The 21,611-nt window shown below is 67.0% G+C and carries 18 protein-coding genes and 4 pseudogenes; 10 read left to right on the top strand and 12 right to left on the bottom strand.

Translation table 11 applies throughout. The annotated features are described in order from the left end of the window. Positions 1-6: 6 nt before the first annotated feature. The 3 genes and pseudogenes from ACFSXZ_RS01215 to ACFSXZ_RS01205 all read left to right on the top strand — a co-directional run bounded on the left by ACFSXZ_RS01215 (position 7) and on the right by ACFSXZ_RS01205 (position 4,534). Positions 7-765, top strand: coding sequence for an alpha/beta fold hydrolase (locus tag ACFSXZ_RS01215; RefSeq protein ID WP_378260258.1), 759 nt, complete (start codon positions 7-9; stop codon positions 763-765). Beyond that, positions 762-1,340 carry an RraA family protein gene (locus ACFSXZ_RS01210; RefSeq protein ID WP_378260256.1) on the top strand — a complete coding sequence of 193 codons (579 nt, stop codon included), beginning with the start codon at positions 762-764 and terminating at the stop codon, positions 1,338-1,340. Before ACFSXZ_RS01215 ends, ACFSXZ_RS01210 begins: the two co-directional genes overlap by 4 nt. Positions 1,341-1,407: 67 nt before the next feature. Continuing rightward, positions 1,408-4,534, top strand: a pseudogene (locus ACFSXZ_RS01205) (Tn3 family transposase). 68 nt (positions 4,535-4,602) lie between these two features. Here the strand turns inward: ACFSXZ_RS01205 and ACFSXZ_RS01200 are convergent. From ACFSXZ_RS01200 to ACFSXZ_RS01190, 3 genes are all read right to left on the bottom strand, one after another. Next, positions 4,603-6,006 (bottom strand): hypothetical protein, encoded by a 1,404-nt coding sequence (locus ACFSXZ_RS01200; RefSeq protein WP_378260254.1) that lies wholly within the window; start codon positions 6,004-6,006, stop codon positions 4,603-4,605. Beyond that, positions 5,979-6,122 carry a hypothetical protein gene (locus ACFSXZ_RS01195; protein ID WP_378260252.1) on the bottom strand — a complete coding sequence of 48 codons (144 nt, stop codon included), beginning with the start codon at positions 6,120-6,122 and terminating at the stop codon, positions 5,979-5,981. The genes ACFSXZ_RS01200 and ACFSXZ_RS01195 overlap by 28 nt, the downstream gene beginning before the upstream one ends. Before the next feature lie 539 nt (positions 6,123-6,661). Continuing rightward, positions 6,662-7,537: a recombinase family protein gene (locus ACFSXZ_RS01190; protein ID WP_378260250.1), complete on the bottom strand. Its 876-nt coding sequence runs from the start codon at positions 7,535-7,537 to the stop codon at positions 6,662-6,664. Positions 7,538-7,742: 205 nt separating this feature from the next. Here ACFSXZ_RS01190 and ACFSXZ_RS01185 point away from each other — a divergent pair, with 205 nt between their 5' ends. From ACFSXZ_RS01185 to ACFSXZ_RS01170, 4 genes are all read left to right on the top strand, one after another. Further along, on the top strand, positions 7,743-8,174 hold the full coding sequence (locus ACFSXZ_RS01185; protein WP_378260248.1) for a hypothetical protein: 432 nt from the start codon (positions 7,743-7,745) through the stop codon (positions 8,172-8,174). A 36-nt stretch (positions 8,175-8,210) separates the two neighbouring features. Beyond that, positions 8,211-8,660, top strand: coding sequence for a hypothetical protein (locus ACFSXZ_RS01180; protein WP_378260246.1), 450 nt, complete (start codon positions 8,211-8,213; stop codon positions 8,658-8,660). 181 nt (positions 8,661-8,841) lie between these two features. Beyond that, complete coding sequence (locus tag ACFSXZ_RS01175; protein WP_378260244.1) at positions 8,842-9,462, top strand: hypothetical protein; 621 nt, start codon at positions 8,842-8,844, stop codon at positions 9,460-9,462. 649 nt (positions 9,463-10,111) lie between these two features. Then, positions 10,112-10,747 (top strand): substrate-binding domain-containing protein, encoded by a 636-nt coding sequence (locus tag ACFSXZ_RS01170; protein WP_378260365.1) that lies wholly within the window; start codon positions 10,112-10,114, stop codon positions 10,745-10,747. A gap of 72 nt (positions 10,748-10,819) precedes the next feature. Here the strand turns inward: ACFSXZ_RS01170 and ACFSXZ_RS01165 are convergent, their stop codons facing one another. The 4 genes and pseudogenes from ACFSXZ_RS01165 to ACFSXZ_RS01150 form a co-directional block, all read right to left on the bottom strand. After that, complete coding sequence (locus ACFSXZ_RS01165; RefSeq protein ID WP_378260242.1) at positions 10,820-12,205, bottom strand: FAD-dependent oxidoreductase; 1,386 nt, start codon at positions 12,203-12,205, stop codon at positions 10,820-10,822. Between the two features lie 116 nt (positions 12,206-12,321). Further along, positions 12,322-12,540 (bottom strand): annotated as a pseudogene (locus ACFSXZ_RS01160) (transposase); the annotation flags it as partial. 222 nt (positions 12,541-12,762) lie between these two features. Continuing rightward, positions 12,763-13,263 (bottom strand): annotated as a pseudogene (locus ACFSXZ_RS01155) (transposase family protein); the annotation flags it as partial. A 22-nt stretch (positions 13,264-13,285) separates the two neighbouring features. Beyond that, on the bottom strand, positions 13,286-14,251 hold the full coding sequence (locus tag ACFSXZ_RS01150) for an NAD(P)/FAD-dependent oxidoreductase (RefSeq protein ID WP_378260238.1): 966 nt from the start codon (positions 14,249-14,251) through the stop codon (positions 13,286-13,288). Positions 14,252-14,650: 399 nt separating this feature from the next. Here ACFSXZ_RS01150 and ACFSXZ_RS01145 point away from each other — a divergent pair, with 399 nt between their 5' ends. Then, the gene (locus tag ACFSXZ_RS01145) at positions 14,651-14,887 is read left to right on the top strand and encodes an alpha/beta hydrolase fold domain-containing protein (protein WP_378260236.1); all 237 of its coding nucleotides are present in this window, start codon (positions 14,651-14,653) and stop codon (positions 14,885-14,887) included. On the opposite strand, the gene ACFSXZ_RS01140 is transcribed toward ACFSXZ_RS01145, so the two are convergent. The 5 genes from ACFSXZ_RS01140 to ACFSXZ_RS01120 all read right to left on the bottom strand — a co-directional run bounded on the left by ACFSXZ_RS01140 (position 14,818) and on the right by ACFSXZ_RS01120 (position 20,000). Beyond that, on the bottom strand, positions 14,818-15,345 hold the full coding sequence (locus ACFSXZ_RS01140; RefSeq protein WP_378260363.1) for an IS5 family transposase: 528 nt from the start codon (positions 15,343-15,345) through the stop codon (positions 14,818-14,820). The genes ACFSXZ_RS01145 and ACFSXZ_RS01140 overlap by 70 nt on opposite strands. 1,477 nt (positions 15,346-16,822) lie before the next feature. Continuing rightward, positions 16,823-17,830, bottom strand: a complete 1,008-nt coding sequence (locus ACFSXZ_RS01135; protein ID WP_378260234.1) for a 1-aminocyclopropane-1-carboxylate deaminase — start codon at positions 17,828-17,830, stop codon at positions 16,823-16,825. 61 nt (positions 17,831-17,891) lie between these two features. Next, positions 17,892-18,692: a GntR family transcriptional regulator gene (locus tag ACFSXZ_RS01130; protein ID WP_378260232.1), complete on the bottom strand. Its 801-nt coding sequence runs from the start codon at positions 18,690-18,692 to the stop codon at positions 17,892-17,894. 7 nt (positions 18,693-18,699) lie between these two features. Then, entirely contained in the window at positions 18,700-19,536 is an 837-nt protein-coding gene (locus tag ACFSXZ_RS01125; protein ID WP_378260230.1) for an NAD(P)-dependent oxidoreductase, read from the bottom strand. 47 nt (positions 19,537-19,583) lie between these two features. Next, positions 19,584-20,000, bottom strand: coding sequence for a cupin domain-containing protein (locus ACFSXZ_RS01120; protein WP_378260228.1), 417 nt, complete (start codon positions 19,998-20,000; stop codon positions 19,584-19,586). Between the two features lie 286 nt (positions 20,001-20,286). On the opposite strand from ACFSXZ_RS01120, the gene ACFSXZ_RS01115 reads away from it, so the two are divergent. Further along, complete coding sequence (locus ACFSXZ_RS01115; RefSeq protein ID WP_378260226.1) at positions 20,287-21,216, top strand: LLM class flavin-dependent oxidoreductase; 930 nt, start codon at positions 20,287-20,289, stop codon at positions 21,214-21,216. Positions 21,217-21,358: 142 nt separating this feature from the next. Further along, positions 21,359-21,607, top strand: a pseudogene (locus ACFSXZ_RS01110) (FAD-binding protein); the annotation flags it as partial. Positions 21,608-21,611: the final 4 nt, after the last annotated feature.

The raw sequence follows: 21,611 nt of genomic DNA, 5'->3' as shown, positions 1-21,611 counted from the left end.
AATCCCATGGACTTCGTGACGAGATCACGAGATGCGACCACTGGCGTAACCCGTTACCTCGTCGGCGGCGAGGGGCCCCCACTCGTGCACCTTCACAGTGCGAGCGGGGTGCGGATCACCCCAGTGATCGAGGCGCTGGCACGGACGCGCACTGTCTATCTCCCCCTCATGCCGGGTTTCGACGGGACCGCGCCGCTCCCCGAGGGTGCCGGTATGCGAGACGTCGCCCACCGCACACTCGACTTCGTCGACGAGATAGTCGGTGGCACCACAGAAGTCGTGGGAGTCTCCTTCGGCGCGTGGATCGCCTGCTGGCTCGTCTGGCTCGAACCGGCCCGGGTCGTTCGCCTCGTACTCGAAAGCCCTGCCGGCTTCAGCCCGGAAGGCAGCTCGTCTTTGGAGGGTGACCCGGCGACGTTCCTCGCCCGGGCGTTCGCACATCCGGAGAAACGCCGACCCGAGACGAGAACGGCCGACACGGTCGCGGCGAACCGCGCTGCGGCGGGGCGTTACGGCGGGGGCGTCGTGCGCGACCTGGAACTGGTCGGTCTCCTGTCTTCCGTTCGGGTGGCGGCGCTGATCATCCACGGCGAGAAGGACGGTGTGGTACCTGCGGAGGCACCGCGGCTACTGCACGCCATGCTCCCCGTTTCGACGCTGCACGAAATCGGCGACGCCGCGCACAACGTGGAGATCGACCAGCCAGAAGCTGTCATCGAAGCAATCGGGGCCTTCCTCGGATTGCCTTCCGGCGCACGCGAATGAACGGTCGGCGGCTCAGCACCGCCGACCTGTGCGACGAGTTCTTCGACGTGCTCCGGTTCCCCGACCTCGCGTTACGGCGTTTCGGCGGTGTCCCAGCCGGCGCGGGCCGGGCAGCGCTGGTCGACCTCGACGCCGACAACCGAATCCTGTTCGAGGTACTGGCACAATCGGGCCGGGGCAAGGCATTGGTCGTGCGATCGCGGTCCCCCGCATGTCCTGCCGTGGTGGGAGCGACGCTCGTCGCTCTGGCCGTAAAGAACGACTGGGAATGCCTCGTGATCGATGGCGCGCTCCGCGACGTCGCGCAGGTTCGCCACGCCCCGATGTGTGTGTACGCAAGAGAACAGCGGCCGTTCCGGCTCCGTGCCGGACCGGCCGGCCGCGTGCTCGACCAACTCGACCTCGTCGGCACACCGATCCGGTCCGGCGACCTCGTAACGGTCGACGAGGACGGGATCATCGTCGGCCGCCCGAGCCGCCTGCCACCGTGGCTCTCCAACGGGGAAACCGCCATAGAACGACGCTCCCCCCGTCGGAGGATTTGTTGGCGGCTGCGCATGTTCGGGGTTGAGTAGCAGCGGTACAGCGGTTGGCGCTAAGCGAAGATCCGCAGGTCAGAGCTGATCGGCTAGGTTCTGGGCTGTGCCCGTGGAGTTCTTGACTGATGAGCAGGCTGAGTCCTACGGGACGTTCACGCAGGAGCCGACCCGTCCGGAGCTGGAGCGGTTTTTCTTCCTTGATGACGAGGACCGGCGTCTGATTGGCAAGCGTCGTGGGGATCATTCGCGTTTGGGGTTCGCTCTTCAGGTTTGCACTGTTCGTTACGTGGGTTTGTTCCTGCAAGATCCCCTGAGGGTGCCGTGGCCGGTGGTGGAGTACCTCGCTGAGCAGCTCGGCATCGGCGACCCGTCGTGCGTGAAGCGCTACACCGAGCGGGAGAAGACCGCTTACGAGCACGCCTGGGAGATTCAGGAGGCGTTCGGCTACCACCCGTATGAGGACCGCGAGTGGGGTCGCAAGTTCCGCACTTTCCTCTACGGCCGGGCGTGGACGCACGCTGAGGGGCCGGTGGCGTTGTTCAACCACGCGGTCGCGTGGATGCGCCGGCATCGGGTGCTGTTGCCGGGGGTGAGTGTGCTGGCCCGGCAGGTCTCGGCCGCGCGTACCGCGGCGGAGGACCGGTTGCACTCCTCGGTGGCTCGCGCCGCGCATCGGGCGGACCGGGAGTTGCCGCGGGCGCTGGTGGGGCTGCTGCCGGTCCCGGAAGGGGCGCGGCTTTCGGAGCTGGAGCGGCTGCGCCGGCCGCCGACCCGGTCGACGGGGACTGCGATGGCCAAGGCGCTGGATCGGGTCAACGAGATTTCCGGGTTTGGGATGGGGCGGGTGGATCTGTCGCGGGTGCCGGTCAACCGGCTGGCCACGTTGGCCCGCTACGGCATGGCCAGTAAGGCCGCTGCCTTGGAGCGGGCGCCGGAGCCGCGGCGGACCGCGTTGCTGACGGCGGTGATGGGCAATCTGGAAGCGGCCGCGATTGACGACGCGCTGGATCTGTTCGCGCTGCTGATGGCCACCCGGTTGCTGTCGCCGGCCAAGCGCGCGACCGATAAGGAGCGGCTGGCGAACCTGCCGGAGCTGGAGCGTGCCTCCCGGACGCTGAAGCGGGTGTCGGGTGCGTTGCTGCGGCTGCTGGAGGAAGCCGACCGGGACCAGGTCGCTCTGGACCCGTCGCTGGCGTGGCACGTGCTGGAGGAGATCACGTCCCGCGACAAGATCACGTCGGCGATGGCGATGGTCGAGCAGTTGGTGCCTGTCGATGACGGGTCGGCTGAGATCGCGCTGCGCAAGGCGCTGACCGCCCGCTACAACACGGTTCGGCCGTTTCTGGCGCTGCTGGGCGAGTCCGAGGCGCTGGCCGCGGCGCAGGGCGGGCGGAAGATTCTGGCTGCGGTGCGGACGCTGCCGCGGCTGGCGCGGCGCAAGGGTGCCTCGAAGTCGCCGCCGGTCACCGACATCGACGTCGATTTGGTGCCGCGGTCGTGGAAGCCGGTGGTGTTCGCCAATCCGGCGTTGCCGGCTTGGGCGGTGGATCGGGACGCCTACGTGGTGTGCGTGCTGGAGCAGCTGCACCGGGCGCTGCTGCGCCGTGACGTCTACGCCACCCCGTCCAATCGGTGGGCCGACCCGCGGGCACGGCTGCTGGACGGGCCCCAGTGGGAGGCGGTGGCACCGGACGTGCTGGCCGGGTTGAGCCTGGACATGCCGGTCGAGGAGCACCTGGCCGAGCTGACGCGCGGCTTGGACGCGGCGTGGCGGCAGATGGCCGACCGGATGGCCGAGGCCGGGCCGGACGCTAAGGTCGAGGTCGTCGTCCCGCCCGAGGGCGGCCGGGCGCGGTTGAGTGTGGACAAGCTCGGCGCGGTGGACGAGCCGGAGTCGCTGACCTGGCTGAAGAAGACGACCGCGGCGATGCTGCCGCAGATCGACCTGCCGGACCTGCTGTTCGAGGTGCACTCCTGGACAGGGTTCCTCGATGCCTTCACCCATGTCTCCGAGGGTGCCTCGCGGATGGCGGGGCTGCCGGTGTCGCTGGTGGCGCTGCTGGTCGCCGAGGCGTGCAACATCGGCCTGACCCCGGTGATCAACCCGGCCCATGTGGAGCTGACCCGCACCCGGCTTTCGCACGTGGACCAGAACTACCTGCGTGGGGACACGATCGCGGCGGCGAACGCGCTGCTGATCGCGGCGCAGTCGCAGATCCCGCTGGCCCGCTGCTGGGGCGGCGGGCACCTGGCCTCGGTGGACGGGGTGCGGTTCGTCGTGCCCGCTCGTACGGTCAACGCCGCCCCCTCACCGAAGTACTACGGCTACAAACGGGGCCTGACCTGGCTCAACGCGGTCAACGACGAGGTGTCGGGGATCGGGGCGATGGTCGTGCCGGGGCACCCCGCGCGACAGCCTGTTCATCCTGGACACCCTGCTCAACCTCGACGGCGGGGTGAAGCCGGAGATGGTCGCCACCGACCACGCCTCCTACTCCGACATGGTGTTCGGACTGTTCACGATGCTGGGCTACCGGTTTTCCCCGCGGCTGCGGGATCTCGCGGACCAGCGGTTCTGGCGGGCGGAGACGCCCGGGGAGAAGGACCGGACGCCGGCCGACTACGGGCCGCTGAACGCGATCGCCCGCAACAAGGTCAACCTGGACAGGGTGATCACGCACTGGCCGGACATGCTGCGGGTGGCCGGGTCGCTGATCACCAACCAGGTCCGCGCCTATGACCTGCTGCGCGTGTTCGGCAGGGAGGGGCGGATGTCGCCGCTAGGGCAGGCGTTCGCCGAGTACGGGCGCATCGACAAGACCATGCACCTGCTCGCCCTGTGCGACCCCGTGGACGACACCTACCGACGGCGGATGAACCGGCAGCTCACCGTGCAGGAGTCCCGGCACCGGCTGGCACGGGAGATCTGCCACGGCAAACGCGGCCAAATCATGCAGGCATACCGTGAAGGGCAGGAAGACCAGCTGGCCTCCCTCGGCCTGGTGCTCAACGCGGTGGTGCTCTGGACCACCCGTTATCTGGATGCTGCGGTCGCCCGCCTGGAAGCCGACGGGCACGTCATCGACGAGGCCGACAAGGCTCGGCTGTCCCCGCTGAAAGACAAACACATCAACGTCCTGGGACGGTACGCGATCATCGCTTCCCAGCCCGCCCGTGGCCTGCGGCCGCTGCGCGACCCGGCTAGCGCGGAGAATCTCGGCCTCGACTGAGGTGTGCCGCCACAGCGGAGAGAGTCAGACCAATCGGATGGTTCCGGGCCGGACTACCTGCGCCGTCTTCATGCTCGTGGCGGTATGACCGAATCGGGCGCGTCGGCGGTGATCGCGATCATCAGGGCGCCGTATTTGCCGATGGTGAAGGGGTAGCCGAAGGGGGGTGAGAGGCGGGCCACGAGGTTATAGGTCGAGTTGGTGTAGCCGAGCGCGGTGATCAGGGCTTCCGTGGGGCGGCCGGCCATGAGGAGGGCGTCTTCGCCGAACCCTCCCATGTAGTCGGTGTCTGCGTAAAAGGTCGGCTGGGCGGCCAGGAAGTGGTTGATCACCGAGGTGGCCAGGCGGCCGTCGATGACGCCGCCGAGCACGGGCCAGATCTGTTCGTAGGCCAGCATCAGCGTCGCCCAGTTCGGCGGGTCCTGTTGCGGCACGGTGTCGATGTTCTGGGACCAGCGGAAACCCGGGACGACCGTGGTCACGCTGCCACTGCCGTTCGAGCCGGTCGCCGGCCTGTCGAGGACGGCGATGCCGCCCGGCAGCACTGCCGTGATCGCCGCCCCCAGGGGGACGCCGGGGGAACCGCTGGAAATCGCCGATCCCACGTCGCCGGGCAGGAACGCACCGGTCAGCTGGTTCGAGCCGGCGGTCATCTGCACCGGCGAGATCGTGCGGCCGGGGTTGGTGTAATCCCACAAGGTGCGGATGAAGCCCTGGTTCTGGTCGGCATATCGCTCGGCGAGCATCCCGGCGTCGGTGTGACCGGGAATGATCTGGCGCGGGCCGAACAGGAAAGCCGCAGCCCGGCAGCCCATGGAGACTTCGGCGGCGTCCTCCAGCAGGGTGACATTGTAGGCACCGTCAGGCAGGCCGAGGAAGCTACCGTTGCGCTGCCGTGTCGTGGTCAGCGCCAGCAGCGCCGCCAGCGCCCCCGGTGCGAAGGCCTGGACGCGGGCGCGGTCCCCTGTGGCTTGGAAACCGGCGTAGAGGGCCACGAGGAACATCGCGGCGTAGGAGTCGGTCGAGTCCGCCCACACCGGGGCCCTGGTCACCCACTGGCCCGTCGGCCCGAAGGTCAGGATGTCGTAGGCCTGGGGCGTGGCGACCACGCTGGTGGTGCCCGTCAACTGCACCTGGGTGGCGGACAGATACGCCCCGATGGTCACCGTCCCGGTCAGGCCGGTGCCGATGATCGGGCTGCCCACATCCGAGGGCGTGAATTGCGCCTGGGACGGTGAGGTGAGGACACCGGTGGCGTTGATGGTGCCGTCCCGGAACTGGCGATTGGCCCACACATAGTCATGGGTGTAACCGTTGCCGTCCATGTCGGCCATGAACGCCGCCAGCGCGTTCCACGCGGTCTGCGTGTAGTCCGGGACACCCAGCAGGTACCCCGCCCGGAACATCCCGATAATGCCGAAATAGGCGTCATAGGGCCGGATATTCAGGGCCGGGTATCGGTGGGCTGCCACGACAGCATCCCGTGGAAGCGGGCCTGGCCTGTGCTGACTACCCCGGTCGACTGGATCTGGGACGCGAGCTTGTTGAGCGGACCCGACGGGGTCAGATCCAGGACCTGGTTCGCCATGACGTGCTCCTCGCAGTAATGATCCTCGACAGCGCCGGGGCCCCTCCGGCGCCAAGGTCTGCGAAGCCCTGCCACATCACATACCGATCAAACCAATAGTAATCGGCTTATTGCTGTCAGTTAATACGCTGTTCCGGTCCGACCGTGCCGCCGTACGGGGTAGGACTGGGACGAACCGGAGAGCCGAACCCCCAATCGTGTTCTATCAGGCCGACCGTGAGGCAAGCCACAATGGACCCGCTCCTTTTGATCTGATCGGTCAAGCAGGGTGGTCCGGGCGGTGCTCAAGGGCGAAGGCCCGGACCACCCCTGTCGAGGACCAGCTATCCCGGTAGACCACACGGCCGCGGCTGGGCGCTCGGTCAACCAGCCGGTGAACGTGGCGGCCCCGACCTGCACGTCCACCGGCTGGTCTCCGATACCTCCGAACGATGTCGCACGTGCTCGCCGCGTCTGCAACATCCTCGGCTGGGATCCCCGGCAGCAAAGGGCGGCCCAGGCCGCGCCTCTGAAGAGCTTCGGTGGCACCGGTACCGCCGTCATGATCCGGCCGCCGCGGCGGCGCGCTGGTCGTGGTCGCGCAGCATGCGCAGAACGGTGGCCGGGGAGGGGTGCTGGCCCTTCTTCTTGCCGGTGGTGATGACCAGGCGTGCGGCGATGTCGCGCAGGCTGAGGTTCTGCTGGTCGCGCAGGTGCAGGGCGTGGGAGAGCATGGCGTCGTCGGTGACAGCGGCGCCGCCGATGTTCTTGCCGCGGGCGCGGGCGGCTTCGTGGCCCTCGAGGGTGCGGTCGCGGATGTACTCGCGTTCCATCCCGGACAAGGCGGCCAGCACGGTGAACACGATCCCGGCCGGGTCGTGAGAGCCCTGCAGTTCGCCGGTGAGGAATTGCAGGCCGATGCCGGCGGCGCGCAGCTGTTCGGCGAGGGTGGCCAGCTCGATGCCGCGGCCGAGGCGTTTGTGCTCGTGCACGACGAGGGTGACCGCGATCCCGGAGACGCGCATCTCCCGGGCGAGCGCGACGGCCTTGTCGAGTTCGGGGCGGCGCAGCGCACGGGTGGAGATCTTCTCGGAGAACACCCGGGTGACCCCGGCGCGGGCGAGGGAGTCGAGCTGGGTGTCGAGGGACTGGCGGGCAGTGGAGGCGCGGGCGTAGCCGATCCGGGCGTGGCCGGCCGGATCGGCACCGGCTGCCGCGGGCCGGGGCAGCTCGGTCCATGCTGTGCCCGGCTTGCGCAGTGCGGGTGTGGCGACGGCGAGCGCCTTGGCGAGCGAGGGCACGAGCCGGAACCGCGCGGTGTGGTACTGCACGGCGACCCGCCCGGTTCCGGTCCGGCACGGCGACCCGGCCGGGGCGGCGCAGCTCGACATCGGGCAGTCGTGGTCCTCGACCCGGAGGAAATCGTCGTCACTCACCCCGAGATCGTTTCATGGGTGTGTTTCATCTGTCCACTCGTTTGACCGTCCCATGAAACACGGGTCGCCCTGAACGCGAGGTGCGCGTCCGAGTGTTTCATAGGTGGTCGCCTATGAAACACGACACCGGGAAGCTCCATCGCACCGCATTCCTTCGAGTGAATCTCGTTGCGAAAACTGAAATTCGTAGCGCAGACTGAACCGCATGGCGAAGCGCGACATGATTGACGATCTGGTCGACATCCTCTACCCGTGGCCGGGCGCCGAGGACGTGCCCGACGGCGACGAAGACGTCCTCGACGCCTGGCGCAGCGACGTGTCCGACGAACGCGAGAAGTACGAAGAGAACCTGCGGCTCACCGAGGAGCACGCCGAGGGAGACTACGACCCGCTGCTGGCGGAGATCAACGCCGCACGGCAGGAGATGCGCGCCGCCGAAGCCCGGATGCGGATGCTGGTCGCCTACGGCCGCGAGTTCATCAAGCCCCAGCCCTACCAACTCAAAGACCTCGCCGCCGCGACCGGGATGTCGATCTCCGGCACCCGCAGCTCCTACACCGTCGAGGAGATCGCCGCCGTCGCCCGCCGCATCGGCCGCCAGCCGCGGTTCCGCGCCGAGGACACCAGCACCCACTGACCCACCCGCACCCATTCACCGGAAGGACGTTCGATCATGGCCAAGAAGACCCGCACCGGCAGCGGGCGCGCGGACAAGCTGCGCCGCCGCGCCGCCCGCGCCGACAAGCAGCAGGCCCGGCACCAGCCGGCCGGCCACCACGAGGACCTGGTCTACGTCGGGCCGATCCCGGATGGCCTCGACCTGACCGGCTGGCACATCATGGGCCCCGGCAACGACGTCGACGAGCTCGACGACGCCGCGTTCGCCGGGCCAGACGACGCGCTACTGGACACCAGCCGCTGCCCGGTCAACGACAGCTGCGCCGGATGCAGCGGGACCACCGGCCTGCACGCGGTCACTTCCGCATTCAGCAAACCCGGCGGCTTCGACGTCGCCTGCGCCACCCTCTGCCACACCTGCGACAACGGCCGATCATTCCTGCACCGGCTCGGCCCCGCCCGGCTCGACGAAGCATTCGCCCGACACGCCGCACACCAGGCGTGAGCCCCTATCCATCAGTGGTCTCGGAAAAGTCTTCCGCTACCGACGACCAGTGGTCGCAACACCTAGATGACCTGAGAATCTTGGCCTAGCGCCAACGGCTGTACCGCTGCTCAAGCCCGGGGCAAGGCCGCGGGATTAAGAAGACACGGCAAAATCGGTTGCCGTGGACAGTCAAACGATCGTGGCTATCGTCGCCGCGGGGATCACGCTCGGCGCGATGAGCGTGTCGATCTGGCAAGCCGCAGAAGCGCGCGGAGCTCGGAAAACCGCCCGCGATCAGGCCGATACTGCGCGAGCAGCCTTGGCCGAGACGACCAGGCAAACCGAGCTCGCCCAGCAAGCCGCAGCGGAGGCGCGCATCGCCAACGAGCTGACCGAGCGGCAGCACCAGCGTGAGGACGATGCTCAAGCCGCGGCCGCGCTGGCCCACGCGCGCAAGGTCACCAGCCAGCTGACCGGATCCGGTGGGTACGCGATCGAGGTCACCAACGACGCCACCGAGCCCTTCTTCGGCATCGAGTTGGACGAGCTGAAGCGCTCCGATCACCCCAACTGGGGACTGCGGCTCAACCCCAATGTGCCTGGCAACCGATCTCGTCACGACAAGCTGGACGGGTTCGGGGGAACGTGCAAGTTCTACGTCGAATTCGTCGACGACGACGGCACGGCCCAGCGTTTCGACATGGGCGGCGGCCCTGACGTCGACTTCGACTGGACGATCAGCTACTCCGATAGTCACGCGCGCCGCTGGCACCGCACCGTCGACAAGGACCCGGTGTTCGATGAGGGCCAGGGCGCTTGATAAGACGCGCGCCAAGGTGTTGGGCAAGCGGGCATACCCCGGCGCCGACACGCTGGCGAACTCCGCTGCGCCGGTGCTGGCCGCATCTGGCACTGACACGCCGCTGATCACACAAAGCCATCTCCGCGACGAATTCGCGACAGTTGAATACGTGACCCTCACCAGTCTCAACCCAGGAACAGCGCCGTAACCTGCGGTTTGTGCTTAACGCTACTTTTCGTTCCGAGCGCCCAACGGGCCAACACCTAGCTGACCAGCGGATCGTGGCTTAGCGCCAACCGCCGTACCGCTGCTACTCAACCCCGATGTTGTGGGCTGCCGCTCTATCTGCCCTCCACGTTTCTGTTCAGGACGTCCTGAGGACGCTGAACGTGTCGAGGATGACCTCGCAGAGTCGAATCGCAGGGCGCCGCAGGCGATCCGGCCGGCTCGCTGGTCGCCGTCGCGATGGACGGCAAGACCATTCGTAACACCATCGCGCCCGGACGGCGTGCTCGCCCGGTTTCCGGGCGCCGTTCAGAAGGCGTACAACCTGTACCAGGGCACGATTCGAGCCAGCGCGTGGGCGGGGTGGAAGCCGGCGCATCCCGGCCCGTACACCATCGACGTCAATCCTGGCAGTCTCGAAAACCCGTTCGCCTAGGAATTTCTGGCGGAGCTCAAGCGCCAGGCCGGGAACACCGTCAATCTGGTCGTCAAAGACGCGAACAACAACGCTCAGGTGCAGATCCAGCAGTTCCAGCAAGCGATCCAGCAGAAGCCTGATCTGATGATCGTGTTCTTGATAGCGCCCGCGGCGGATGCGGCGGTTCTGGATGAGGCGGGTAAGGCAGGCATCCCGGTCATCGCGCCGATTGCCGCTTCGTCCAGCCCGTATGTGATCGGCCTCGACGGAAACATGCCCTTGAAGGGCGCGGACCTGGCCCAAAGCCTTATGCCGGTGCTGGGTGGCAAGGGAAGCCTGCTCGAAATGCAGGGAGTGCCCGATACTCAGGCCAAAGACGTGGTTTACCCGGGCGTGCAGGTCGTGCTCGACGGCTGCCCGGACGCCAAGATCGCCGGCTCGCCGGTTGGGTACGACGATCCGGCGACGGCCAAGACCCAGGCGCTGCAGTTCCTGAGTGCCCACCCCCAGTCGATCGAGGGCGCGTTCCAGGTCGGCGGCATGGCGAGCGCCATGATCCAGGCTTTCCAGCAGACCGGCCGCATGCCCCGCCGATCGCCGACCTCGGGGCTTCGCCGGGTGCCCTGGCCTATTGGAACGAACACAAAGTCCTACTACTGAGGCCGAAAGGTCAGGGTGATCATCGATCTCCGTTCAGCGTGGCCCGGTGGGCGGCCAGCGTCGACTCCGGCGTCACGCCTTCTTCTTCGCCCGCAGGTTTACCAGGATCGAACGGAGCAGCACCGCCGGGCTCGCCAATGTGCTGGGGTGCTTGAGCATGAAGGTGACCTCGTCGAAGCGCCGGCAGATATCGCTGTCGTGCACGGAGGCGGCGGTGATCTGGCCGTTGATCCACTGGAGCACCTTGTAGAAGCGCGGGTACGGCCCGTCGACGTGCGGCAGCGCGAGGTCGGCCCCGGTGGAGATGGACCACGCGGCGTCCACGACGACCTTCTGCAACTCGAAGAAGCCACGCGCCGGCTTCGACAGGTCGGGCCGCGAGCGCAGGAACTCGGACAGGCACGAGGCGTGCAGCGTCGCGGACGACATGCCCTGGCCGTAGATGGGATTGAACGAGGCGACCGCGTCGCCGACCGCGACCAGCCGCGCCGGCATCCGCTGGAGCAGATGGAAGTCGCGACGCCGGCTGTCGGCGTGCCGGTAGGTCCGCACGTCCTCGACGACTTCGTTCGACACCACCTGGCCGAACTCGGGCGGGAACTCGGTGCGGCACAAGGTGATCAGGTCCTCGGTGGTCCGGCCCGGCCGGTGTTGGGCGTAGCCGCCGGCCATCACCAGCCACCGGTCCCGCTCGATCTGGCTGATCGCCACGCCCGCGACGTCCGCGGACAGCTCCGGCGAGCGCACGGCCAGCAGGGCGTTGACGTCTAGCCCGTCGCCGTTGCGACGGAAGGCAGCGGTGGCGTAGTTGAGGTCGACGGTCATTCGCCGGATCGCGGGCCGCTGCCAGCCGCCCTGCTCTAGCCACTCGCTGAGCCTGCTGGACCGCCCCATCGCGTCCACCACGAAGTCCGCCCGCTCCACGGTCTCCGCGCCGTCGGTCTGCACCCGCACGCCGGTCACGGCGTCGCCGTCGAACTGCACGCCGGTGGCCCGGCCGATGATGGCCTTCACGTTGGGCAGTGCGAGCGTGTGTCGGCGCATCTGCGCCTCCTGGAACGGGCGGCTACCGGTGATCATCATCGCCTGCGAGCCGCTGACCTTGCGCACGCCGTCCACGTAGTTGTGCCGGATCGACGCGGGCGCCGGGCGCGCGCCGTCGGCCAGCGCCTGCTCGGCGAACCCGGGAAACCACCGTTCCAGTTGCCGGAGCCCGCCGGGCAGCAGCACGTGGATCTGGTTGCCCTGTGGCGCCCCGGCCCGCGGTTCGCTGCTCGTGCCGGGGTCGTCGCGCTCGATGACGATCACCGTCTCGGCGTGGTCGGCGAGCACGCGGGCCGCCAGCAGCCCGGCGACGCTGCTGCCGATGACGATCGCGGTGCCGAACAGGACGGGCGTATCCGTCGGCGGATTGGGATCACTGAGTCGGTCGAAGACGGCGGCGGGCGAGGTCGACATGGTGTTATCCCTTCAACGAATGCGACGGCGATAGGTTGGACTTTACCGAGACTGAATAGTCGGGGCGATCATGGAGGTTGGGTTGGAGCACCAAACCAGTCTCGGCGATGAACCCATCAACGAGCCCTGGTCGGTACTGTATGGACTTGAGTCGGCTCCGCACGGTCGCGGCGAGTTGGTCGATGGCTGCACGCGGCCAGGTTGCCCAGGCCGCGTTTGACGTGTGACCACGCGCCCTCAGTCGGGTTCAACTCCGGCGCGTAGGCCGGCAGTTGAACCACGCTCAGCCAGTCATGGCCGTCGACGAACGCGCGCATCGTGGCGCTGATGTGGTGATTGAGGTTGTCTCACACCACGATCAGCGGCGCGCGGAGCTCGGTGTGCACCGCGCCCAGCAACCGCATGTAATCTGCCTCCAGCCCCTTCGGCTCACGCTTGTGGCCGTGGTAGACGTGCAACCGGTCCGCAGACCTGGGCGGGTGGCCACGCCCCGAGATCGCGGGCCAGCGTCTGACCCAGGCTGATTTCAAAGTCGGTTTGTGCTGGTGGCGGCTGCGATGATGGGTGTCGTGCTCGCGGCCGGGCCGCACGTCGGAGGTCCAGAGGGGCCAGCCGTCGGGAGCGGTGATGACCTGCACGTTCCCGCCATGACTGGCGTGTTTGCCCGACCACCACAGGTCTACGCCGGCGGTGGGCCCGGGGGTGCGGACCCGGTCGGTTTCGATCGGGGCGCCGTCGATGGAAATGTGGCTGTTCCCGGTCATTTTCGCGGCCAGCAACGCTGACTCCAGCGCGGGCGCCTGCGCGGCGAGAACCGTGAATCCCTCGTCCAGATAGGTGTACACGGTGGACTCGCCGATCGCGTTATCGACCGCCAACTGCCGCACCCGGGCGCCATCGAGAAACCAGCGCAGCACCAGGATCGCCTGCTTGAACGGCGTCAGAGCCCAACTGCCCGTGCGGGTACCGCGCCGCATGCGTTCGGCGCGCAGCAGGCCGGACAAGAACAGCACGGTCTGGTCGCGTACCGGCAAGGTCGCGGTGTATGACACACTCATCGGACGTTCAGGAAACACGAGATCACCGTCCGGAATGGGTCCGCGCACGATGCCGCTGGAGCCGACGCTCGTGGTCATGGGTAATGAGGTCCATATTGATTCCGGCCGCCGCCGTGACGCCGGCGGCGGCCGCCTGGACGACGCCCGCGGTGGGGTCGGTGATGTTGCCCGCCGCCCAGACTCCGGGTACTGACGTGGTCCCGCCGGGGCCGGCGGGGATATGCGTCCCGATGCCCCACGGGTGGTCGGTGGCGGAAAGCCTGAGCCCGGACAGGATGTCGGAGTTGGCGACGAAGCGGGGGGCGACGACGATCGCGTCGAGGTCCACGATGGTTCCGCCGAGCAGGCGAACTCCGCGGAGCCGGTTCCCGGCGATGTCCAGTCTTTCGATTTCGCCTGCCACGATCTCCACCCCCAGCGCGGCAAACTGCTCACGCTGCTCGTCGCCCGGCCCGGGACCGGTGTGGCCGAAGAAGGTGATCCGGTCGCTCCACTGCCGGAACAGCGACACCGAGTGATACGCGCCCGGCCCTGAGCCGATTACGCCCAGGTGCTGGTCCCGGACTTCCCAGCCGTGGCAATAAGGGCAGTGCAGCACGTCGTGACCCCACCGTTCGCGCAGGCCCGGGATTTCCGGAAGCTTGTCGGTCAGGCCGGTGGCGATCAGCAGCCGACGGGCGTGGCAGGTGCCGCCCTCGCGGGTCCGTACCGTGAACCCGTCGGCATCCGCCCGCGCGGCGACAGCCCGTGTCGACACGATTCGGGCGCCGTAGCGCTCTACCTCCTTCGTCCCGATCGCGAGCAGCTCGGTCGGGCCAATCCCGTCGCGGGAGAGGAACCCGTGCGCTCCCGCGGCAGAAGCGTTGCGCGGATGCCCGTCGTCGAGCACTACGACGGTACGTCGGGCGCGGGCCAGCGTCAGCGCTCCCGACAGCCCAGCCGGGCCACCCCCGACGACGACCACGTCCACACTTTCGCTCGAAGTCACGATTTCCACACTGCAGACACCGGCCATCGAAGAACCAGAATCCGTGCCGAAATGGCAACGGCGACGACCCGATGGGATTCGCCCGTCGCGCGAGTGGTGATGCGCTCGACCGGTGCCGCCGTGCTGATCCGGCACAAAGTGTGCGCGCTGTCCGTGCGGTGAGCCACACTGTCGATCACCGCCGGGGCATTCGCCATCGGGCGATTTCGGACCTCGCCGGCAAAAGAGAGACAAGGAGCGCGTCATGAGCGGGACGACTGTCCCCGGCAACGAGGCTGCCCGATTCTGGGAGACTGCCGTGCCGTGCGGCGCACCTCGGGGCGAGGTGTGTCGTGACGCTTGACTATGCCAGCCGGGACTTCCTGAAAATGCGGTTATCTCGACCCGGCCAACCAGCTGATGGTCGACCGCCGGACCATGCGCTGGTACTGGGACCACTACCTGCCCGCCCCGGGCCGGTCGCCTCCGTCCGGACGCGTCCCCCTGCGCGCGGACGATCTGCGCGGTGTGGCGCCGGTGATTGTCGTGACCGCCGAGCAGGACGTGCTGCGCGAAGAGGGCGAGGCTTACGTCACCGCGCTCGTCGACGTCGGCTTTCGGAGGATTCGATGCCTTTGTGGGCGATGCGTGGGATGATTCCGCGTCGGCGCAACCAGACGCGCAAAAGCAGGGATGTCATAGGCCTTGTCCGCGTGGAGTTTCGGTGGTTTGCCGCGGCGGGAGCGGATCGTGGGGATGGCGTTGACCAGCGGCTTGAGTGCCTCGCTGTCGTGGGTGTTGGCCGCCCAGACGCCGATCGACAGCGGCAAGCCTCCTCGTTCGGACAGCACGTGGACCTTCGATCCGGGTTTGCCCCGATCGACGGGGCTGGGCCCGGTCAAAGATCCCCTTTTTTTCGCCCGCACGCTCGCTGCGTCCAGGATCGCGGGGGACCAGTCGATCAGACCTTCGCTGCCCCGTTCGTTGAGCAGGGCACGGTGGAGGTCGCGCCACAGCCCAGCCTCGGTCCATCGCCCGAAGCGTCGGTGCGCAGTCTGCACCGGCACTCCAAACGACGGCCGCAGGTCCCGCCACGCGCACCCGCTAGTCAGCACATACACGACCGCTGTGAACACCGCACGCGCCGACTACGGCGCCGTCCCGCCGCCCTGCGGCCGCGGCGTGAACTCCGGGATCAATGGCTCGCCCAGCGCCCACAACTCATCCGGCACCAACCTCAACGACAATCGATCAATCACGAGCCGAGATCATCGCAGAAGACCAGCTGATCACCACGTAAGACACGCTCTTAAACGAGTACTTGAGCGGACAAGTCGCCGCATAAAGTAGACTGCAATGCCTGTCCGCGAAAACGCGGGGCAGCTCACATCAGACGGCAGTCTGATGTGAGAGTAGCTCGTTGAGTGCTTCGGCCGACGCCTTCCGACTGCGTGTCTTGCGTGGACAATTGTTGAGCGCGATGGCGACGGCAGCGAGTTGGGTGGGGCTCCAGCGGGAAAGGTCGGTGCCCTTAGGGGCGGGCGAACAAGCTTTCGTCGTCGAATTCGATGCGCGGAAATGAAATGCCCGGTGTCCTGTCATGGGGACACCGGGCATGAAAAGGCGGCAGTAGGTTATACGCCGTGTCCGGGGCCGCCTCCGCCCTGCGGGGGCGGCGGCGCTCCGCTGCCGCCCTGGGGACCGCCGCCGGGAGGACCGTCCAGAACGGATGCGGTGCCAAAACTGGAATGGCCGGAAACGGGACCGTTGTGGGCGGCCAGGGCGGCTGGTATGCACAGAGCGAGCGAAGCGCCGACGATCGCGCCACCCGCAGCGATTTTCCTCAGCAAAATTTTCCTTCCTTTTGCGTCCGTCAGTAAACACGTGGCTTCAGTGAAGCTCTCCAAATTCTATGACCGGACCCGAACCGAGACAACGGCGTGGTACAGGAGTGCACGAAGACGCAGTGTGGACTGCCCAAACGGGCCGCCCCACGTATGAGTGAACCGGGAAATTTTCTCGGCTGGAAGACCGTCGTCTGGACGCTGCCACAACCTGTTTCGCCGGGGTGAAGGCATGGACAGTCGTGTCACGTGGAGCAAAGTAGGAGTGTTGTATGGTCCCCGAAGTCGCCCAAGCGAAGCACTCTGAGAATAGATCAGTCAGGACCCGGTAAATAACGCACACCACGCAGCAGCGTCACCCGGCTGATCGACTCGGCCAGATGCCGAGAGGCTGCCCTGACACCCCGCCTGCGAACAAGTGAAGCAGGCTTTCCGTCGCCCCTTGGGCGGTCCCGCCGAGGGCAAGCGCCGGTCACTGCACCGGCCGTCTCGGAACATGTTCACGCGTGCCTTTATCGGGCGTCACCTTTCGTCGTACGGTTCATGCGCTCATCGGCAAGGCGATATGTTCTTCGGCCTCTGTCGGCGAGCACCACTTCCTGCCGGCCCGGCGCGACCTGGACGAGGCCCCGCGGAGTTGACAGAGCGCTCCTGGTGAGATTTACGGGGGACAGGAAGAGCGTGGGCGAGCCACGGTCTGGTGCGATCGTGGCGTAAGCCGTCGGTGAGCGGTCCAGGTTCAGCCATGTCAATGGAACACTCCGCTGTAGGCGTTCAGCGCTGGCTGGCCGCCGAGGTGCGTGTAGAGCACGTTGGAATCGTTGGGAATGTCGCCGTTGCGAACCAGGTCGATGAGTCCCGCCATGGACTTGCCTTCATAGACCGGGTCGAGGATCACGCCTTCCAGGCTTGCCGTGAGCCGAATGGCTTCCACAGTGGACTGAACGGGAATACCGTAGAGATCACCGGCCCAGCCTTCCAGCACCGTGATTTCGTCTTCCTTCAGGTCCCGCCGCAGTCCGATGAGTTCAGCAGTGTTGCGGGCGATCTTTTCCACTTGTGCGCGGGTCTGCGCGGGCTTCGCGGACGCGTCGATGCCGATCACCCGGCGAGGTCGGTCCTGGCCGGCGAAGCCTGCGATCATCCCGGCCTGGGTGCTGCCGGTGACGCTGCACACGACGATGGTGTCGAAGAAGATGCCGAGTTGATGCTCCTGCGCCTCTACTTCGTGGGCCCACTGCGCGAAGCCGAGACCGCCCAGGCGGTGGTCCGATCCACCAGCCGGTATCGCATACGGAAACCCGCCCCGCCGACGCACGTCTTCAAGCGCCTCGTTCCAGCTGTCCTTGAAACCGATGCCGAAACGAGCGTCGACCAGTTGAACGTCGGCGCCCAGGATGCGCGACAGCAGAATGTTGCCGACCTTGTCGTTGACTGCATCCGGCCAATCGACCCAGCTCTCTTGGACCAGCACTGCCTTCAGCCCCAGCCGTGCGGCCACCGCGGCGACCTGTCGAGTGTGGTTCGACTGCACCCCGCCGATGCTGACCAGCGTGTCCGCACCCTGCTGGAGGGCATCAGGCACGAGGTACTCGAGCTTGCGGGTCTTGTTCCCGCCATAAGCCAGCCCGCTGTTGCAGTCTTCCCGCTTGGCCCAGATCCGCGCACCACCCAGATGCTCGCTGAGGCGTTCCAACGGATGTACAGGGCTCGGACCGAACAGCAACGGGTAGCGCTCAAAGTCACCGAGAGGCATGGAACCCTCCTGGGGTTGTCGGGAGTACCACCCAACTGGTGCGTGATGGTGATGCTGGTCGTCAGCCCTCCTGAGGTTCTTCGTCTGCGGCATCGGACAGCTGGGTGTCGAGCAACGCGGCCAGGGTCAACCAGTTCTCGCGTGTCGAGGCGGCGGCGCCCTCGGCATCGCCGGCCGCGCAGAGTTCGATGATGCGGGCATGTTGTGCGACCGAGGCCCGCCCGGTCAAGGAGGAGAAGCGCAACCGCTCCGCCCGGCGCAGCACAGGAAGGAACTGTTCAAGAACGGTACCGACGGCTTGGTTGGCGCTGGCCGCAACCGCAACACCGTGGAATTCGTCGTCGGCGGCGATCGCCGCAGCCGCATCACCGCTCCGTAACGCGTCTGCCAAACGGGCGTTCGCCGCGCGCATCACGTCCAGTTCGGCCGCGGACAGGTTCGGGACGGCCTGGCGGACAGCCAGTTCGTGCATCGCCGCTGTGACCGATTGGGCATCGTGCACCGCGCGAAAATCCAACGGGCTGACCATCGTGTGCCGTCCGGGCTTCGTCCGCACCAGTCCGGTCTGCTCGAGGCGGGCGAGTGCCTCGCGCACCGGCGTCCGGCTCACGCCCAGCCACGCCACCAAGTCGGTATCGCGGAGCCGCTCACCGGGCGCGAGCGTGCCGTCGACGATGGCATCCCGAAGCGCCCGGTAGGCCTCCTCCCGCAATAACGACTTGGCGATGAAGCCACGATGTCTCGGAACCGGCATGCAATATATTGCACTCGGCACACTGCGAGTTGTCAAGGATGTCTTGTCGAGCTGACCGCCAGGGAGAAGCGACGACCCGGCTTGCGTGCGTATCTTGCCGAGCCGCACGACTCTTTCAGAGTTCGACGACCGCTGTGATGTCCGCTTGGTCCCAGCCCTCACGCTCGGCCAGGAGATAGGACTCCCGGGCCGCCTGGGTAACGGGCAGGCGCGTGCCGTCAGGTGCCAGGCCGAGCACGAGCCCGAGATCCTTCGCCGCGAGAGGGCTGGTGAACCAGCCCGGGTGTGCCGGATCGAACAGTGAGTCGAGACGGTTGCGTAGCCCGGCTGGCAGCATCGGCGTCTCCTCCAGCATGGCTTTCAGTGTCGTGTCGTCCACGCCTGCGAGTCGGCCTACGCGCACCGTCTCGGCGACGACGGCAAGCTCACTGAGCAGGAGATTGTTGTGCAGTAGTTTCACGACCGACGCGCGGTGCGGATCGTTACCCACATCCCACGGGCCTTCGAACTGGTCCCAAACCGGCGTGAAGCCGGAGCGGGCTGCCGAGCCGCCGCCGATGATGAAGGTGGCCGTGCCTGACCGAACGGCGTGTGGAGCGCCGACGATCGGCGCCGCGACGAACCGGTCTCCGTAGAGGTCGTTCAACTTTGCCAGTGCGGCGGGCGAGACGGTCGCCGACGACGCCACCAGCGTGCGCTTCCAGGACGGACGGCATTTGCCTTGCGGGGCCGCTACTTCGAGCAGGCTGCGGTCGTCGGCCAGGCACACCAGCACGCCCTCGATCGACTCGTCACCGAGGTCGGGGGAAGGCAGTTCGCGCACACCGCGCTGGAGGAGTTGGTCGATACGTCCCGGTGTGCGGTTCCACGCGCTGACCGTGTGCCCGGTGTCAAGCAGCCGGTGCGCGACCGCGCTGCCCATCTTCCCCATGCCGATGATGGCGACATGCACGGTGATGATCCTTCCTGTTCGTGGTGACGACTGCCGGCCTCACTCGATCACTCGGCCGGTGCCCCGCTGGAGTCCCAGGGCTCGAATCCGATGTCTTCGATGGCGCCTACACCGGTGAAGAAGTGAAAGACCTGGCAGTCTTCGTCGCTGGTGTTGCGGACCTCGTGCCAGCTGTTGCGCGGCACGACCAGCAATTGGCCGGGGGCGAGATCGACGAACCGGCCGGGCACGCCGGCGAACCGCACCGACCCTTTGAGGGGCAGGACGAACTGGTCGGCGTGCGGGTGGCGATGCATGTGGTGCACGAATCCCGGCGGGAAGGTGATGAGGTCGGCCACCACGTCCGGGGTTCCGGTGAGGGACATGCTGAGCAGGTGGCGGTTGAGTTGGTGGCCGGTGATGTCCCACTGGGTGAACAGTTCGTCCTTGATCTGGTCGAAGCTGAGAATGGTCGGTCTGGACATGACGCGTCGCCCTTCGTGTGAGGCGAGGTAGCTGGGGGAGCGGCGGCGAACCGCGAGCGCCGAGATCACGACTCCTTCCTGAGTTCGGGCGAAGCTGTGGCGCGGACCACGAGGATAGAAGATATACTATAACTTGTAAGGACAATAGGCTTCGTGGTGCAGGGCCGATGTCGGCGCCGGAGGACGACAGGTTGGTGTCGAGCTGCCTGCGCGGCGTATGGCGAGTCCGAAACGGATCGGTTGCGCCGTCGAACCGCTGTTGATCGAATGACTGTTGGAGGGCCTCGTGCTCATAGAACATGACACCGGTCGCAATGCCGTCTGGTTCGGTGTCTTTATCACGCCCAGCGCCGATGCCATCAGCCAGCTTCTGGAAAACGTGCTGAGCGCTGAGGAAACCGGCTTCGATTACGTCTCGATTCAGGACCATCCCTATGTGTCCGGCTTTCTGGACACCTTCGCCTTGCTGGGCGCACTGATCGGCGACACTGAGCAGCTACGCCTGGTGCCCAACGTGGCGAACCTTCCGTTGCGCCCGCCGGCCATGCTGGCCAAGACCAGCGCGAGCCTTGACCTGCTTTCCGGCGGCCGCTTCGAACTCGGATTGGGCGGTGGGCGGAACTGGCCGCAGATCGCGGGGCTGGGAGGACCCACCTGGTCACCGGGAGAAGTTGTGGCAGCGGTCGAGGAGACGATCGATGTGCTGCGTGCACTGTGGACACCGAACCGGAGCGCCCATCTGAACGGCTCGATCTTCACGCTGCGAGCGGAAACCGGACCCGCGCCGGCGCACGATATCGGCATCTGGCTTGGCGCCGCCGGCCCGCGCATGCTCGACCTGCTCGGTCGTCGTGCCGATGGCTGGATCGCCCCGCTGAGCACTGGCTTCGAAACCAAGCCTGCCGCGCAAGACCGGATCGATCGGGCCGCGATCAACGCAGGACGGCGTCCCACGGACATCCGGCGAGTGATTCAGCTGGTTGGAGGTGTGACGTCACGCCCGATGACGACGCGGCGGCCTCGCTCGGGTCCTGGCGGCCAGGCGATCCTGACCACGCCCGAAATGTGGGGTGAGATCATTGCCGAGTTCGTCGCCGAGGAGCGGTTCGACGCCGTCAACATCGTCTTGCAACACGAGAATGCCGAGCAGATCGCCTTGTTCGGCACCGAAGTCATCCCGGCCGCGCGAGTGGCGATCAACAAGGCCTTGTCATGACGACGGTTCCAGGCGGAACGCTTCGGCTTCCCTCCCTTTTGGACAGTCTGCTCGTCCGCCCCGAGCGACCCCGGCTATCGTCCTGGTGCAGCACCTATACCCGAACCTTTCGTCCTTCCGGTCGGCTGTTTCCCGATGACGCCTGGACCGGTGTCATCGCTTTGTCCGCAGCGCGGCACGAGTCGTTCCCGTTGTCGATACGCAGCGGGGGACATGGGGCCGGTCGAGCAACAACGGCGGCCTGGTGATCGACCTGTCCCATCTCAACGGGATCGATGTCCTCGACCGCGACCGGCATCTGGTCCGCGTCGACGCAGGAGCACGGTGGGGCACCGTCGCGCAACGACTGGCGGTGGAGGGCCAAATATTCGGGGCTTCAGTCGGGCGGATGTCGC

It is taken from the genome of Amycolatopsis pigmentata (assembly GCF_042684065.1).
GTDB classification, from domain to species: domain Bacteria; phylum Actinomycetota; class Actinomycetes; order Mycobacteriales; family Pseudonocardiaceae; genus Amycolatopsis_E; species Amycolatopsis_E pigmentata.
This window is presented reverse-complemented; position numbering and strand designations above follow the sequence as displayed.

Excerpts from the sequence above, each read along its gene's own strand:
- ACFSXZ_RS01215 (WP_378260258.1), top strand. The coding sequence starts at position 7 with ATGGACTTCGTGACGAGATCACGAGATGCGACCACTGGCGTAACCCGT.
- ACFSXZ_RS01210 (WP_378260256.1), top strand. The coding sequence starts at position 762 with ATGAACGGTCGGCGGCTCAGCACCGCCGACCTGTGCGACGAGTTCTTC.
- ACFSXZ_RS01195 (WP_378260252.1), bottom strand. The coding sequence starts at position 6,122 with ATGGCGAACCAGGTCCTGGATCTGACCCCGTCGGGTCCGCTCAACAAG.
- ACFSXZ_RS01185 (WP_378260248.1), top strand. The coding sequence starts at position 7,743 with ATGGCGAAGCGCGACATGATTGACGATCTGGTCGACATCCTCTACCCG.
- ACFSXZ_RS01180 (WP_378260246.1), top strand. The coding sequence starts at position 8,211 with ATGGCCAAGAAGACCCGCACCGGCAGCGGGCGCGCGGACAAGCTGCGC.
- ACFSXZ_RS01165 (WP_378260242.1), bottom strand. The coding sequence starts at position 12,205 with ATGTCGACCTCGCCCGCCGCCGTCTTCGACCGACTCAGTGATCCCAAT.
- ACFSXZ_RS01145 (WP_378260236.1), top strand. The coding sequence starts at position 14,651 with ATGGTCGACCGCCGGACCATGCGCTGGTACTGGGACCACTACCTGCCC.
- ACFSXZ_RS01135 (WP_378260234.1), bottom strand. The coding sequence starts at position 17,830 with ATGCCTCTCGGTGACTTTGAGCGCTACCCGTTGCTGTTCGGTCCGAGC.
- ACFSXZ_RS01120 (WP_378260228.1), bottom strand. The coding sequence starts at position 20,000 with ATGTCCAGACCGACCATTCTCAGCTTCGACCAGATCAAGGACGAACTG.